General features: G+C 60.3%; 12 protein-coding genes. 7 read left to right on the forward strand and 5 right to left on the reverse strand.

Translation table 11 applies throughout. The annotated features are described in order from the left end of the window. Positions 1–37: 37 nt before the first annotated feature. From ABG996_RS01770 to ABG996_RS01780, 3 genes are all read left to right on the forward strand, one after another. The gene (locus ABG996_RS01770; RefSeq protein ID WP_347478216.1) at positions 38–946 is read left to right on the forward strand and encodes an HAD-IIB family hydrolase; all 909 of its coding nucleotides are present in this window, start codon (positions 38–40) and stop codon (positions 944–946) included. 10 nt (positions 947–956) lie between these two features. Next, complete coding sequence (locus tag ABG996_RS01775; protein ID WP_347478217.1) at positions 957–1853, forward strand: LysR family transcriptional regulator; 897 nt, start codon at positions 957–959, stop codon at positions 1851–1853. A 155-nt stretch (positions 1854–2008) separates the two neighbouring features. Beyond that, the gene (locus ABG996_RS01780) at positions 2009–3142 is read left to right on the forward strand and encodes a 5-methyltetrahydropteroyltriglutamate--homocysteine S-methyltransferase (protein ID WP_347478218.1); all 1134 of its coding nucleotides are present in this window, start codon (positions 2009–2011) and stop codon (positions 3140–3142) included. 238 nt (positions 3143–3380) lie between these two features. Here the strand turns inward: ABG996_RS01780 and ABG996_RS01785 are convergent, their stop codons facing one another. Together ABG996_RS01785 and ABG996_RS01790 are read right to left on the reverse strand one after the other, a co-directional pair. After that, positions 3381–4046: an alpha/beta hydrolase gene (locus ABG996_RS01785; protein WP_347478219.1), complete on the reverse strand. Its 666-nt coding sequence runs from the start codon at positions 4044–4046 to the stop codon at positions 3381–3383. 137 nt (positions 4047–4183) lie between these two features. Then, on the reverse strand, positions 4184–5494 hold the full coding sequence (locus ABG996_RS01790) for an NCS2 family permease (protein ID WP_347478220.1): 1311 nt from the start codon (positions 5492–5494) through the stop codon (positions 4184–4186). A 193-nt stretch (positions 5495–5687) separates the two neighbouring features. Here ABG996_RS01790 and ABG996_RS01795 point away from each other — a divergent pair, with 193 nt between their 5' ends. Further along, positions 5688–6107: a peptide deformylase gene (locus tag ABG996_RS01795; protein ID WP_138375320.1), complete on the forward strand. Its 420-nt coding sequence runs from the start codon at positions 5688–5690 to the stop codon at positions 6105–6107. A gap of 244 nt (positions 6108–6351) precedes the next feature. Beyond that, complete coding sequence (bsh, locus tag ABG996_RS01800; RefSeq protein ID WP_195521339.1) at positions 6352–7317, forward strand: choloylglycine hydrolase; 966 nt, start codon at positions 6352–6354, stop codon at positions 7315–7317. Between the two features lie 79 nt (positions 7318–7396). On the opposite strand, the gene ABG996_RS01805 is transcribed toward bsh, so the two are convergent. Next, on the reverse strand, positions 7397–9646 hold the full coding sequence (locus ABG996_RS01805; protein WP_347478221.1) for a KUP/HAK/KT family potassium transporter: 2250 nt from the start codon (positions 9644–9646) through the stop codon (positions 7397–7399). Positions 9647–9784: 138 nt separating this feature from the next. Further along, entirely contained in the window at positions 9785–10696 is a 912-nt protein-coding gene (locus ABG996_RS01810) for a DMT family transporter (RefSeq protein WP_347478222.1), read from the reverse strand. Positions 10697–10814: 118 nt separating this feature from the next. Here ABG996_RS01810 and ABG996_RS01815 point away from each other — a divergent pair, with 118 nt between their 5' ends. Next, a complete protein-coding gene (locus ABG996_RS01815) occupies positions 10815–11672 on the forward strand; it encodes a LysR family transcriptional regulator (RefSeq protein WP_347478223.1) in 858 nt (285 codons plus the stop codon). A 201-nt stretch (positions 11673–11873) separates the two neighbouring features. Continuing rightward, positions 11874–13355 (forward strand): aminotransferase class I/II-fold pyridoxal phosphate-dependent enzyme, encoded by a 1482-nt coding sequence (locus tag ABG996_RS01820; protein WP_347478272.1) that lies wholly within the window; start codon positions 11874–11876, stop codon positions 13353–13355. A 427-nt stretch (positions 13356–13782) separates the two neighbouring features. Here the strand turns inward: ABG996_RS01820 and ABG996_RS01825 are convergent, their stop codons facing one another. Further along, the gene (locus ABG996_RS01825) at positions 13783–14904 is read right to left on the reverse strand and encodes an IS110 family RNA-guided transposase (RefSeq protein WP_347478224.1); all 1122 of its coding nucleotides are present in this window, start codon (positions 14902–14904) and stop codon (positions 13783–13785) included. Positions 14905–15025 lie beyond the last annotated feature (121 nt).

Raw genomic sequence — 15025 nt, forward strand, 5'->3', positions numbered from 1 at the left:
CGTTACAATAGGTAGGACCGATACGAATGGGGGCCTTATGATTAAACTTGTGCTGACCGATATGGACGATACGCTGATTCCAGCCGGGCATGACGGCGCTAGCGACTACGCCATCGAGGGCATTCATGCCATGCAGGCGGCGGGTCTGCACTTTGGCCCGGTTTCGGGCCGTCAGCCGTCCGCGATGGGCTGGATGTTCAAAAACCGTTCCGAGTGTTTTTCGACCGGTGCGTTCTGTAACGGCCAGGTGATGTTTGTCGACGGCGAAGTAGTCGCTTCGCGTGCAATCGACAACGATGCTCTGATGCGTTTGGCCGACTATCTGGAGCAAGAGACCGACGATACATTTCTAAAAGTCTATAGCCTGGGCGATGACTTTTGGGGCAACGATGCCTATTGTGTGACGAGCGATCCCGAGCGCGTTCGTCGCGCCATGGGGTCGGGCGGCAACGCGTGGCTCAAAGGCGAAGAGGCCCCGTGCCGTCCCGTCGTCGATGACGCGCCGGTCTTTAAGGCGAATATCTGGAGTGCCCGCTCACGTGAGGGACTCGCGGAGCTACGCGAGCGCGTTGCCGCTGAGGTGCCGGAACTCTCGCTTGTGTTTCCCAACAACCGAGTGCGCCTGTTTGACATCCTTCCAGCAGGTTGGGACAAGGGTTGCGCTGCGCTGGAGCTGGCGCGCGCTTTGGGCCTGACGCCCGACGAGGTGGCCGTATTTGGCGATTCCGATAACGATCTGCCCATGATCGATGCCGTTCCCAACTCCGTTGCAGTCGCCAATGCCAACGAGGCTGTCACGGCTGCCGCGCGCTGGCATATCGGCGCTGCGGCAGACGATGCGGTCGCCGGGGCTCTGCATCAGATTGCCTTCTGCGCCGCGACGGGGGAAATGCCGCCGTTTATGCGTCAGATGGACACGGCGGGTCTTGGCATCACGAACGTCTAGGGAGAAAGCCATGAAGCTTCAGCAGCTCAGGTATGTCGTCAAAGTTGCCGAATGCGGCAGCATTACCGAGGCCTCGCGCCGACTCTTTGTGTCGCAGCCTTCGATTACCGCGTCGATCCGCGATCTCGAAAACGAGATGGGTGTGCACATCTTTGAGCGCACCAACAAGGGCGTCATTGTGTCCGAGGAAGGCGAGACCTTCTTGGGCTACGCGCGTCAGGTGCTCGACCAGGCCGACCTACTCGAGGGCAAGTACAAGGGCGCATCCGAGCAGGTGCCGCACTTTAGTGTGAGCTGCCAGCATTATTCCTTTGCCGTTAACGCGTTTGTCGACGTGATCCGCGAGTTCGATGCCGCGCGTTACGACTTTACCCTACGCGAGGAACAGACCCACGAGATTATCGAGGATGTCGCGCACATGAAAAGCGAGCTGGGCATCCTATATCTGTCCGAGCACAACCGCGAGGTCATCGAGCGCATGCTGGTGGCCAACGAGCTTGTGTTCGAAGGGCTCTTCTGCGCCACGCCGCATGTCTTCGTCTGCGCCGACCATCCGCTGGCGGACCGCTCCAGCGTGACGCTCGAGGATCTGGAAGACTACCCGTTCCTGTCCTACGAGCAGGGCAGCTACAACTCGTTTTACTATTCCGAGGAGCTGACCTCGACGTTCGAGCGTCGCAAGAATATCCGCGTGCGCGACCGTGCGACGTTGTTCAATTTGGTCATGGGCCTCAACGGCTACACGGTATGCTCGGGCGTGATCAGCCACGAGCTCAACGGCCCCGGCATTATCTCGATTCCGCTCGACGTGGACGAGTACATGGAGATTGGCATTATCACGCGCAAAAATACGACGCTCACGCGCTATGGGCAGGCCTATATCGACGCAATTCGTCAGCACATCTAGACTGCTGTGCTCCGCACGGTTCAATTCTCTTTATGGCAGTCCAGACTGATATAGGAAGCATCTATATCAAACTGTTATAAACGTATATTTTACGATGGTCATATGAGCGCTCATACTCTGTCCCAGTAAAGCAACCAATGCAAAGGGAGATATCTATGAGCACTTCGATTCAACCAAACGCGCCGTTTCGCGCCGATATCGTTGGCAGCTTTCTTCGTCCGCAGGCCGTGAAGGACGCCCGTACCGACTACGCTGCGGGCAAACTCGACGCCGCCGGTCTTAAGGCCGTCGAGGACGATGCCATTCGCGATTTGGTGGCCAAGCAGAAGGCCGCCGGCCTGCAGGTGATCACCGATGGCGAGTTCCGCCGCAGCTACTGGCACCTCGATTTTATGTGGGGCCTTAACGGCATTGAGCGCCGCACCTCACGCACGGGTTATATGTTCCATGACGAGGAGACGACGGCCGACACCGCCGTGGTAACCGGTCTCATTAGCGGCGAGAACCACCCGTTCGTCGAGCATTTTAAGTTCGTCAAGGCGCTTGAGGGGGAGGGCCAGGTCGCACGCCAGACCATTCCGGCGCCGATCCAGACGTTCTCTGAGGTCACGCTCGATCGCTGCGACGGCCAGCAGGAGAGCCTGCGCGCTGTCTATAAGACCGATGAGGAACTTGCCGACGCCATTGCGGCCGCTTATCGCACGGTGATCACCGACCTGTACGCAGCAGGCTGCCGCAACATCCAGTTTGATGACTGCACCTGGGGCATCTATTGCGATACCGACTTTGTGTCCAAGACCGGCATGAGCCCGGTCGACCTGCAAAAGGTAAGCGAGCTGGGCGTGGCGCTCAACAACGCCGCCATCGAGGGCAAGCCCGACGATCTGGTTATCAACACGCACGTGTGCCGCGGCAACTACCATTCCACCTATGCCTTTGAGGGCGGCTACGACCCCATCGCGCCGTACCTGTTCGCACATGAGAATGTCGATGCGTTCTATCTGGAGTTCGACACACCCCGCGCCGGCGGCTTTGAGCCGCTCAAGTACGTTGCCCCCGGCAAGAAGGTGGTGCTGGGACTGGTCACTACAAAGGCGGCTGAGCTTGAGGACGAAGACGTTATCGTCGAACGTATCCACGAGGCCACAAAGTATGTGCCGCTCGAGAATCTGTACCTGTCGCCCCAGTGCGGCTTTGCCAGCTGCGAGATTGGCAACAAGCTGACCGAGGACGAGCAGTGGGCGAAGATCGCTCTGGTCAAGCGCATTGCCGAGCGCGTTTGGAAGTAACGCTACCGTTTGCAGGTGACGGCGCATGCGAGACATGGCGTATCACGTACAATGGTTCGGATCGTATCGTTCGGGCAGGTTATCCGATATGCCTGATCGCCCTTCCATCATGAAAGGACTTCCATGTCCCAATCCTCGACGCCCGCCGTATCTAAACTCGAGGAGACTGTCGAATAGTAGTTGTGTTCAGCTAAATCAAAAAATGGCGTCCATGCGTATGTACGCGTGGACGCCATTTTTAATGCGTCAGTATCCAGTGGATGCCGCGCGCCATGCGCAGGTCAGTTTGGGCAAAGTGATTGCCGGGGTTGAGTTCCAGCGTTGTTGGAATGTCACGCTCGATAAGCAGCTCTTCCATCGCGTGCGTATCATCGAGTACGTGCCGCATCATGCGGTTGGGCGTCTTGGTTTCCTTTTTACCGAGCGACAGATAGGCGGCGTCGGGCGTAGCCGTCATCGTACGCTCGCGCGCGTAGTCGATAAAGCCGGGGAACCACAGCGACCCCGATGCGCTCGCCACGCGCTCAAAGACATCTGTTTGCCAAAGTGCCCACAGTGCAAAAAGACCCGCCAACGAGTAGCCTGCAACGCCGTGCCAGGCGGGCGGTTGCGGGAGCGATGATTCGGCCTGGGGGATTATCTGCTTCAACAGCTCGTCAAGAAAACCAGCAGCCTGTCCGCCAAAGGGCTCGGCATCTCGTATAGTTCCGTCGCATTCCCAGGGGCTCAGCTCGCGATTCCAATCGAGCCCTCCAATGGCGACAAGGGTGAACGGCGGGCAGTCGAGCTCTCGGCAGCGCTCGTAGACTTCACCACCGTCGCCCATAACCACGGGGAGGTAGATGACGGGCGCGCCTTCCACACACTCTGAATAAACGGTTATCTGCTTATGATGCGCTTCCAAGGCAGGCTTCTCTCGGTGTTGTGATATTGACAGCCTCAATTGTCGCACGCTGGCACGGGGGCAGACGCTAAAAGAAAGGCGCGGAGCCGTTCGATGCGACTCCGCGCCTTGTTGTTTTGTTTTAGCAGACTATGCCGTTACGCCACGAAGAAGTAGACGAGGAAGGCAAGGGCTGCGATCCACATGAGCGGCTTGATCTTGGAGGCCTCGCCCTTAAAGAGCGCGACGACCACGTAAGCGATAAAGCCCAGGCCGATGCCGGCAGAGATGGAGTAGGTGAAGGGCACGCCGGCGACAATCATGAACGCCGGGAAACCCTGCGACACGTCGGACCAGTCGATCTCGGAGGCCTCGCTCATCATGAGGTAGCCGACGTAGACCAGAGCACCGCAGGTGGCGGCGCTGGAAACGATGGTGACGATGGGGGAGAAGAACGCAGCGAGAATGAACAGCACGCCGGTGGTGACGGAGGTGAGGCCCGTGCGGCCACCGTCGGCGGCGCCGGAAGTGGACTCGACGAAGGTGGTGATGGAGGAGACACCCATGAAACCGCCCACAGCAGCGGCGGCGGAGTCGACGATCAGGATCTCCTTGATATTCTCGACGTTGCCGTCGTCGGTGAGGAACTCGCCCTGCTTGGCCACGGCCATCGCGGTGCCCATGGTGTCGAAGAAGTCACTCATGAGCAGCGAGAACGAGATGACGAGGAGCGCGGGGTCGGTAAGGACCTTGACGATGGCAGGCACGCCGCCGGCGTCGGCGATGGGGCCACCGATGCTCGAGAAGTCGAGCGGGGCGATGATACCGGTCGGAGCCTGGGTCACACCTAGGGGGATACCGGCGATGACGGCGACGACGATGCCGATGAGCAGCGAGCCCGGCACGTTGCGGGAAGCTAGGGCAACCGTCACGACGATGGAGATGATGCCGACGATAAAGGTGGGGGAGGTGATGTCGCCCAGGCCGACGAGCGTACCGGCGCCAGCGGTGATAATGCCGGCATCGCACAGGCCAATCATGGCGATGAACAGGCCCAGACCCACCGAGATGGCGTGACGCAGGACAACCGGGATGGCGTCCATGATGGCCTCGCGCAGGCCACAAAGCACGAGCAGCAAGATGACGATACCCTCGAGGAAGATGACGCTCATGGCCACGTGCCAGTCACCGCCGCAGACGGTGGTGGTGATTCCGGCGATCATCGCGTTGACGCCTAAGCCCGACGCGCAGGCGAGCGGGCGGTTGGCGAAGATGCCCATGCAGATGGTCATGATGCCGGCGCCCAGGCAGGTGGCGCAGGCGAGCGCTCCCGCATCGATGCCAGCGCCCGAGAGCACCGCGGGGTTGACGGCGATGATGTAGGCCATCGCCAGGAATGTTGTCAGTCCAGCGCGGAGTTCGGTCCCGATTGTGGACTTGCGCTCACTGACGTGAAAAAGTTCGTCCATGCATACCCTTTCCTTGTTCGGCCCCGAGTTTAGGCCGATTGACACGAACTCAACTACTATAGCCCCTTTACGACGCTGTTGTTCCTCGCATGTTGATGTTCGGCGCTTTGTAGCAGACGGACGGTATTTTTCGCATGAAAATGTGTGGGTACCGTATACTTAAGCGGTTACAACGACCCCTATGGAGGAACGTATGATTAAAGAGCTTTGCCACGACGAGGCTATCCTGTCCCAGCGTTGCGAGGTTGCGACCGTCGAGGACGAGTCGGTTGCTCAGGACCTGATCGATACCATCAAGTCGCTCGACGATGCCGGCTGCCTTGCCGCTAACCAGATTGGCGTTACCAAGAAGGTTTGCGTCTACCTGGACGATGCCGGCGAGCCTCACGTACTCTACAACCCCCGTCTGGTGTTTGGCCTGGGCGCCAGCAAGATGGAGGAGAGCTGCCTGACGCACGAGGAGGTCACCAAGTCCACGCGCTATATCAAGTGCAAGGTCGCTTATGACGTGATCGTCGACGGCAAGATGCGCGAGCGCAAGCAGGACTTCGTCGGCTTCGAGGCGCAGATGGTCCAGCATATGATCGACCACTGTCTTGGAAAGTTGGTCTAAGGGGACCAAAGCACCGCACCTTGCCGCTCAATCGTCGCTCGCGTACCTTAAGTACGCTTCGCTCCTCTTTCGTGGCAATCTGCGGCACTTTGACCCCTTAGACGACCTGCGGGGTTAACTTGGTTGAGTTTATCCTGCTTGAATAGCCCGGGCATGACATTGTTGTCATGTCCGGGCTTTTGTGTTTAGCGCCTTTTTGTTTGGAGACAATGAAATTAGCAAGAACGTAAAGCTAGGAGGCGCTATGTGTACGAGTATTCGATTCACCGATAATTCTGGCCACATGTATCTGGGCCGCAACCTCGACTGGAGCTTTGACTACGGCCAACAGGTTCGCGTGATGCCGCGCGGGTTTCACATTCCGTATTCGTTTATCGACGATGCGTCGGCGGCACACGCGGTGATCGGTATGTGCATCGATTACAAGAACTATCCCATGTTTTTCGATTGCGGTAACGATGCGGGCCTCGCCGTGGCGGGTCTCAATTTCCCGGGTTATGCCGAGTATGCCGAGGACCCTGTCGACGGCAAGACCAATATCGCGGCCTATGAGTTCCCCCTGTGGGTGGCAGCGACGTTCTCGACGGTCGATGAGGTCGAGGCCGCGCTGCGCGACACGGTGATTGTCGCCAAATCTGCCGGAGAGGGGCTGGGCGTGTCGCTGCTCCATTGGATTATCGGCGACAGCCAGCGCAGCATCGTGGTCGAGATGATGGCTGACGGCCTGCATGTATACGACGATCCGGTCGACACCCTTGCCAACCAGCCGACCTTTCCGTGGCACATGGAAAACCTGCGCACCTATATCACCGCCACAAGCGATTTTCCGCAGACGGCGACATGGCGTGGCGCCGAGCTCAAGCCCTATGGAGCCGGTGCCGGCATGCGCGGCATTCCGGGCGATTGCTATTCGCCGAGCCGTTTTGTAAAGGCGGCGTACCTCAATGCCAATTACCCGCAAAAGGAGAGCGAGACCGAAAACGTCGTTCGCATGTTCCGCTCGCTCGAGGGCGTGGTGATGATCGAGGGAGCGTCCAGGATGGGCGATGGCAAGTTCGAGAAGACTATCTACACCGGATGCTTTAGCGCGCGCACGGGCAATTATTACTACGCGATGTATGGGGATCCGTCGATTCGCTACGTGAGCCTGATGGATGCCGAGGGCGCGAGCCCCGATAGGCTCGTGGTTCCCGAGCCGCGCCGTTCGTAGCCGATAGCTTTACCGCAATGCAAAACGGCCCTGCATCTCCCGTGAGGTGCAGGGCCGCTTTCGTTGATTTGTGACGTCGCTAGAAGTTGGCGTCGTTGAGTTGTTCACTTTCGAGGCCGTCGAGCTGTTGCTGTTCGGGCGTATCGGCGACGCTCTCGAGCAGCTCGGTGGGATCGACGTTCATGTCCCTACCGGCCTCGTTGCCGTTGACCAAGTCGTCCGAGAAGATGTCGACTTCCATTTCCTCGGCCTCTTCAATCTGAACCTCGAGCGGCACCTGGGTGCGCACGAGCTTAACGGCCGGGCGCATGCGGGCAAACAGCGGCACGTACTCGATGATGATGGCAGAGTTCTCGAGACCGTACCAGCGCGCCGGGCTTCCGCAAGCGCGGCGGACGGCGTACTTGATGGCCATCACGCGGTGGTCATTGCGGTTGATGTCCGTTTCGGGGGCAAGCATCTTGCGCAGCATGCAAAAACGGAAGTCGCCCACGTTGCCGCGCGTCTCGTAGATGGAGTAGGTGTGGTGCTGCGGCGGCAACTCACCCGAGGCCATCAGGTCGCCAACGATCTGGCGCAGGTAGGCGTTGATGCGCTGATTGACCTTAAAGCCCAGGTCCAAGCGCACGCGGAACAGGAAGTCTGTGCCAAAGGTCTCAACGGAATACTCGTGCGTATAGGGCTCGTCGGTAACGTGTACGTTGATGAACCAATATGCCTTGGCGCGCTTGGGATGCTTGTCCAAGATGGAATAGAGCACGTCGCGGTCGAGCGTGAGCGGGTCGGGGCTATTGGTGAGGAACACCAGATTGTCGGCGAGCACGGGGTAGGTCTCGTCATTGCGCAGGCGGTTGAGCTGGTCGATGTACTTGGAGACGGGCAGCAGAATCGTCTGCGTGCGCTCGATGGCGGTGCCGCGACGCCACACATACATAAGGCCGAACAGCAGTGCGGCCAGGAAGATCATGACGTAGCCGCCGTCAAAGAACATGGTGAGGCACGAAGCGAAGAAGCACAGCTCAATGGCACCAAAGAGCAGGGCAAAGATGCAGGCGCCCAGCTTGTGCTTGAGGATGCCGGCGATATAGCTCGTCAGCAGCGTGGTGGTCATGAGCATGGTCACGGTGATGGCGAGGCCATAGGCGCTTTCCATGCGCTCGGAGTTCTGGAACAGCAGCACGATGAAGATGCAGCCGACCCACATGATGTTGTTGACGAGCGGAATATAGAGCTGACCCTTGGTGTCGCTGGGGTAGTGGATGCGCAGGTGCGGCATAAGGTTGAGGCGCGTTGCCTCGGATACCAGCGAGAACGAGCCGGTGATGAGCGCCTGCGAGGCGATGATGGCCGCCACGGCCGAAAGCACAATGGCAAAGGGGCGCAGGGGCTCGGGAAGCATCATATAGAACGGGTTAACGATATCCATCGCGAGCATCTGGGGGTTGGAGTTATTGGCGAGTAGCCAAGCTCCCTGACCCAGATAGTTGAGGATAAGGGCCGCCTTAACAAATGGCCAGGATGCATAGATGTTTGCCTTGCCCACGTGGCCCATGTCCGAGTAGAGTGCCTCGGCACCGGTTGTCGACAGGAAGACAAAGCCGAGCACCATAATGCCCGAATGGTTGATGGGCGAGAACAGGAACATAATGCCGCGGATGGGGTTGAGCGCGCGCAAGATGGACAGGTTGCCGAGCATGTTGAACAGGCCGGCGCCCGCCAGGAACAGGAACCACAGCGTCATGAGCGGGCCGAAGAGCTTACCGATCGACGAGGTACCGGCGCGCTGCATGGCAAATAGGCCGCAGATAATGATGATGGTAATAATGATGACGTTAGTCTGGCCGTCACCCAAAAGCGCATGGCCCCATTCGATGGTGCGCAGACCCTCGATGGCTGTGGTGACCGTGACGGCGGGGGTGAGGATGCCGTCGGCAAGCAGTGCCGCACCGCCGATCATGGCGGGCAGAATCAGCCATGGTGCCACCTTGCGTACGAGGCTGAACAGGGCGAAGATGCCGCCTTCGTTGTGGTTGTCGGCCTTCATGGCGATTACCACGTACTTGACCGTGGTCACGAGCGTCATGGTCCAGATGACGAGCGAAAGCGCGCCCAGGATCATGTCCTCGCTGACGGTACCGATGCCGCCGTTGTTGGCGACGATTGATTTCATGGTGTACATGGGGCTCGTGCCGATGTCACCATAGACGACGCCGAGCGTTACGAGCAACATGCCAGCGGAGAGGGGGATGGCGCCATGCCCGCCCTGACTATGCTGGTCTTGGAGGCTTGCCTCCAGCTTGTTGTGTGCCACGTGGACTCCCTTAGACATCCGGTCTCTGCCAAGAGCAGTAGACCTTTATGCCATCTTTATACATATAAGAGCAGTTTGGCACATCGGGGTGTTTTAGACAATAATCCCCATCTGGGGATTATTCATATACGCAGGTAGCATTTCAGAGCAGGGCTATTAAGCACGCGCTGTCTGGGCGATGCCAGCCTTGGCGCTTGCACGTTTGCCGGCGAGTTCGCAAAAAATCGCGCCGCCGATGATAAGCGCGGCACCCATCAGGCGGACCGGTGTTATGGCTTCGCCCAAAAGGACGGCCGAGAACACGACGGCCGAAAGCGGCTCGAGGTAGCCGACGACCGCGACGGTCTGCACGGGCAGTTTGGCGACGGCACTAAAGTAGAGCAGACAACCGAGTCCGGTGTTGACGACGCCGAGCATGACGACGGCGCGCCAATCAATGCTGGCGGCGACACCGGCGGACAGGAATGAGGGAGCGCCCTGCGTGATGAGCGTGAGGACCAGCGCGGTCACAAAAGCGGTGCTCACCTGGAGCGCGGAGTTCTCGAGACCTTCGATGTGCGGCGCACCCTTGCTAGCGATGACCATCAGCGCATAGCAAAATGCCGAGGCGATACCGCAGACGATACCCGCAATGGGCATATTGCCGCCTAGACCTTGTGCTGCAATGAGAAAAGCACCGCAGGCGACGGCGATAAACCCGGCGATTTTGCTGCCGGTCAGTTTTTCACCAAAGATGAGTGGGGAGAGCGCCATGACAATGATGGGGCCACAGTAGTACAGCAGCGAGGATACACCGACGCCGATCGTCTGGTAGGCGCGGAACAGAAAAATCCAGCTGGCGCCCAGCGCGGCTCCCGAGAGAAGGAGTGCTGCGGCTTCGCGGGGACGAGATGGCGCCTGCAGTTTATGGCGTTGGGTGATGGCAAGGATAGTGACAAGCGAGAGGGCGCCCAAAAACGTGCGCAGTAGCACGATATCGGAGCTCGGCAGTGCGATGGCGGCGGCGATGATGCCGTTGGAGCCAAACAATAGCAATGCTGCTAAGTACGTAAACAGTCCGTTGTTCATGCGCTGACATCCCCTCTATATCCGAACATGTTCACTATGGGTGAACTGGCTTTAGAAGAAAAGCGAATATAATGCATGGAAAACATGACAAAAACTCATGCAAGGGTGGGGACGTGCCGTGGAGACCAATATCCAAAAGATGCAAGTGCTGCTCGAGACGGTGCGTGCCGGCAGCTTTACGCGTGCTGCAGAGCGCCTGAGCTATTCGCAGTCGGGCGTGAGCCGCATGGTGGGCGACCTTGAGGCAGACTGGGGTTTTAAGGTGCTTGATCGCAGCCGCGAGGGCGTGGTGCTTTCTGCCGACGGGCGGCAGGTCATGCCGGCAGTCGAGGCGTTATGCGAAGAGTTTGGCCGCCTGCAGCGACGCGTGGACGAGATGCGAGGGCTCATGCGTGGCAAGATCTGCATCGGTACGTTTTCGAGCGTGGCGACCCACGTGCTGCCGCCGGTGATTGCGCGCTTTCGCGCCGATCACCCGGACGTCGATTATGAGTTGCTGATGGGCGATTACTCCGAGATTGAGCAATGGGTGGCGGAAGGCCGCTGCGACCTGGGCTTTATTCCGCGCGAGCCACGCGGCGCCGGCATGGCGTCGCGGCCGTTGATACAAGACGAGCTGATGGCCGTGGTGCCAGCGGGCTCCTCGCTTGCCACCGCGGAGGTCGTTTCCCTTGCCGATTTGGCCAACGAGCAGTTTATTCTGCTGGAACGTGGTAGCGACGACGAGATTACGCCGCTGTTCCGTCGGGCGGGGCTGACGGTGCGCTCCAAGCTGTCGACCTGGGATGACTATGCGATTATGGCCATGGTCGAGGACGGCCTGGGCGTGAGCATTCTTCCCGCGCTCATCTTGCGCCGCTGCCAGTTCGATGTTGCCGTGCGCCCGCTCGAGGGACATCCTCATCGGCAGATCAACGCCATATACCGCACCGCCGACGTTTCGCTCGCGGCGGCTCGCTTCCTTGAATATCTCTAAAAGCGCGTACCTGTTGTCCACTTTGGGACAATTCTCAGGGCTCGGTACATTTTCTTGTGAAATTGAACTTTCGGATAATGCGCCGCGCTATACTGCTGCATAAATTGAACTCAGGTTCAATTCGTGTTCTATAAATTGAACTTTGCCAGCAAGGAGGTTCTGGTGGCCCAAGAGACGTTTAGCGATCGCCTGCGACAGACTATGTCCGATCGCGACGTTCGCCAGTCGGACGTAATCCGCGCATCGGAGATGCTCGGCAAAAAACTCGGCAAGAGTCAGATGAGCCAATATGTGAGCGGCAAGACGATCCCGCGGCGCGATGTGGCCGAGCTGCTCGCCCGTATTTTGGAGGTCGATGTTACCTGGCTGCTTGCCGGCGACGCCGATCAAGGCGAGGCATCATCACCCCGCAACGATTCCAAACCCGAACCCCATCCCTCAGCTCAAATTGCAAGGAGCACCACCATGCGTACTTTTTCTAAATCCACCAAGCTCGATAACGTCCTGTATGACGTGCGCGGTCCCGTCGTCGACGAGGCCGCCCGTATGGAGGACGAGGGCGAGCGCATCCTCAAGCTCAATATCGGCAACCCGGCGCCCTTCGGTTTCCGCACGCCCGACGAGGTCATCAAGGACATGCGCCAGCAGCTGCCCGACTGCGAAGGCTATTCCAACTCGCGCGGTCTGTTCTCTGCGCGCAAGGCGATTATGCAGTACTCGCAGATCAAGGGCCTGCCCAACGTTCAGATGGAGCACATCTACACGGGCAACGGCGTGTCCGAGCTCATTCAGCTTTCGATGAACGCGCTGCTCGACAATGGCGACGAGATTCTGATCCCCAGCCCCGACTATCCGCTTTGGACGGCGTGCGCAACCCTTGCCGGCGGCCATCCCGTGCACTATCTGTGCGATGAGCAGGCGGATTGGTATCCCGACCTGGAGGATATGGAGTCCAAGATCACGAGCGCGACCAAGGCCCTCGTCATCATCAACCCCAACAACCCCACGGGTTCCGTCTACCCGCGTGAGGTGCTCGAGGGCATTGTCGAGATCGCGCGCAGGCACCAGCTCATGATTTTTGCCGACGAGATTTACGACCGCCTGTGCATGGACGGCTACGAGCACGTCTCCATTGCATCACTCGCCCCCGACCTGCCTTGCATTACGTTTAGCGGTCTGTCCAAGTCGCATATGATCGCGGGCTATCGCATTGGCTGGATGGTGCTTTCGGGCAACCAGCGCTGCATGAGTGACTTCATCATGGGCGTCAACATGCTCTCTAACATGCGTCTGTGCTCCAACGTGCCGGCCCAGTCGATCGTCCAGACGGCGCTCGGCGGCCATCAGTCGGTTAACGACTACATCCGCCCCGGCGGTCGTGTCTACGAGCAGCGCAACTTTGTGTATGAGGCGCTCAGCAAGATCGATGGCATCTCGGTGGTCAAGCCGCGCGCGGCGTTCTATATCTTCCCCAAGATGGATGTGAAGAAGTTCAACATCACCGATGACGAGCAGTTTGCCCTCGACCTGCTGCACGAGAAGAAGATCCTGATCACGCGCGGCGGCGGCTTTAACTGGGCCGAGCCCGACCACTTCCGCATCGTGTACCTGCCGCGCATGGAAGTACTCAAAGAGTCCCTCGAAGACCTCGCCGACTTCTTTGATCACTACCGCCAGAGCTAATTAGTTCCGCCGTTCTACCGAACGGCGGACCGCTTGACGCTGCGCGAGCCGCATTCACGCCAATCTGACGTTCAATTTCGAGGGCGCGACCAGAAGGTCAGCGCCCTTTCGTTTCGCGTCACCTTGTCTCAAATGCGGCCCGCTCGCTCATATGACCCAATCCGCTGTCAAGAGCCACAATGGCCCCGCCGACCGCTTGCAATCGGTCGGCGGGGCCTGCCGTTGAACCCGTCCCGGTCCGCCCCCGGCATGTCGTCGACGCCTTCGGCTCAGTCTCATATCCGCGGATACCGCTCCGGCGGCCCGCAATCCTCTCCTTCGGCGGGGCTCCCCAAGTCTGACTACGCGCATGCGGCCGCCGCCGCGCGCCCAGCGAAAGCGGGGGTATCCCCGAAGGCTGCCCGGCTCGCCGGGACGGGGGCTATGTCTATTCGGTTGCCTCCCGGCACATCGCGCCGAGGGCCCACAGCCACCTCACGAGCTCGGCGGCGGTGGCGGCGTTCGCCTTCGCCTGGGGCATGCCCCTGGCGAGCATCTCCTCGCGGCGCCGGAGCAGGCGCTCGGAACCCTTCCTCCCGTGCATCCTTACCTCGAGCGGGACGCCGCTGCCCTTGGGCATCAGCTTCGGCTGGTGGCCGGCCTGGGCGTAGCACCAGGACCCCTCGACCGCCAGCTTCCTGACGAGCGCGTTGCCGGCCCCGCTGATCCCGCCGAGGCGCACGGAGTCCGCGCTCGACCTCTGCTTCGGGGCGAGGCCGAAGTAGGACGTCACCTGCCTGCCGGAGCGGAACCTCGAGAAGTCGCCGACCTCGGACGCGAAGGCGGCGGCGAGCGCGAACCCGCACCCCTTGATCGACTGGAGCGCCTCGACCTCCGCCGAGAGGGGGCCCGCCGCGACGGCGGCCCTGTACTCGGCGAGGAGATCGTCGCGCGTCTCGGAGGCCGCCTCGACCTCGCTCCTCAGCGCCGCAAGCGCCCGGATGCCGCCGTCGTCGGCGGGGTGTATGCCGTCGAGCCACCTGAGGAAGCCGTACGTCCAGTACTTCCGGGGGTTGCCGGCCGGCGTCGTGCCGCCGTAGGCGTAGCCGCGGCGGGCGAGGAACGCCAGGAGCCGCTGCTTCGCCGCCGCGAGCCTCGCGGTCGCCGCGTCGTGGGCCCCGGCGAGGTCCCTGAGCCCCTCGATCTCGGGGGACGGCACCCATACCGGGGAGATATCGTGCGACAGTATCGCCTTGGCCATCCTGGCCGCGTCGTTGCGGTCGTTCTTGGACGAGAGGTCGGCCGCCGACCTCGGGACCTTGGAGACGGCCGCGACGACGCAGTCGACGCCGAGCCCGGAGAGCTCCCTCTGCGGGGCGAAGCCGAGGTAGCCGCTCTCGTAGGCGGCGAGAGACGGGCCGGGGAAGCCCGACATCCACTCCGCGACCTCGCCCCACGGGTTGCCGCGGAACCTCCTCGTCACTGCCTCGCCCGTCTCCGCGTCGAGCGCGCAGACGGTGGTGGACCTGAGGTGTACGTCCATTCCGAAGGCGGTAGAATATCTAGGCACGGGAGCCTCCCAACCTCGTTGCGGCGCGGCTGCGCCTCTGGCACTTCAACAACATTGTCGCAGCCCCGACCCGCGGTCACGAGCGGGGGCTCCTGTCGTTTCCGTGCCCTTGGATTGGGTC

Source organism: Collinsella aerofaciens (assembly GCF_039836695.1).
Taxonomy (GTDB): domain Bacteria; phylum Actinomycetota; class Coriobacteriia; order Coriobacteriales; family Coriobacteriaceae; genus Collinsella; species Collinsella aerofaciens_BD.

Coding starts and splice junctions, on each gene's coding strand:
- bsh (WP_195521339.1), top strand. CDS start 6,352: ATGTGTACGAGTATTCGATTCACCGATAATTCTGGCCACATGTATCTG.
- ABG996_RS01790 (WP_347478220.1), bottom strand. CDS start 5,494: ATGGACGAACTTTTTCACGTCAGTGAGCGCAAGTCCACAATCGGGACC.
- ABG996_RS01820 (WP_347478272.1), top strand. CDS start 11,874: ATGTCCGATCGCGACGTTCGCCAGTCGGACGTAATCCGCGCATCGGAG.
- ABG996_RS01780 (WP_347478218.1), top strand. CDS start 2,009: ATGAGCACTTCGATTCAACCAAACGCGCCGTTTCGCGCCGATATCGTT.
- ABG996_RS01805 (WP_347478221.1), bottom strand. CDS start 9,646: ATGTCTAAGGGAGTCCACGTGGCACACAACAAGCTGGAGGCAAGCCTC.
- ABG996_RS01810 (WP_347478222.1), bottom strand. CDS start 10,696: ATGAACAACGGACTGTTTACGTACTTAGCAGCATTGCTATTGTTTGGC.
- ABG996_RS01775 (WP_347478217.1), top strand. CDS start 957: ATGAAGCTTCAGCAGCTCAGGTATGTCGTCAAAGTTGCCGAATGCGGC.
- ABG996_RS01770 (WP_347478216.1), top strand. CDS start 38: ATGATTAAACTTGTGCTGACCGATATGGACGATACGCTGATTCCAGCC.
- ABG996_RS01795 (WP_138375320.1), top strand. CDS start 5,688: ATGATTAAAGAGCTTTGCCACGACGAGGCTATCCTGTCCCAGCGTTGC.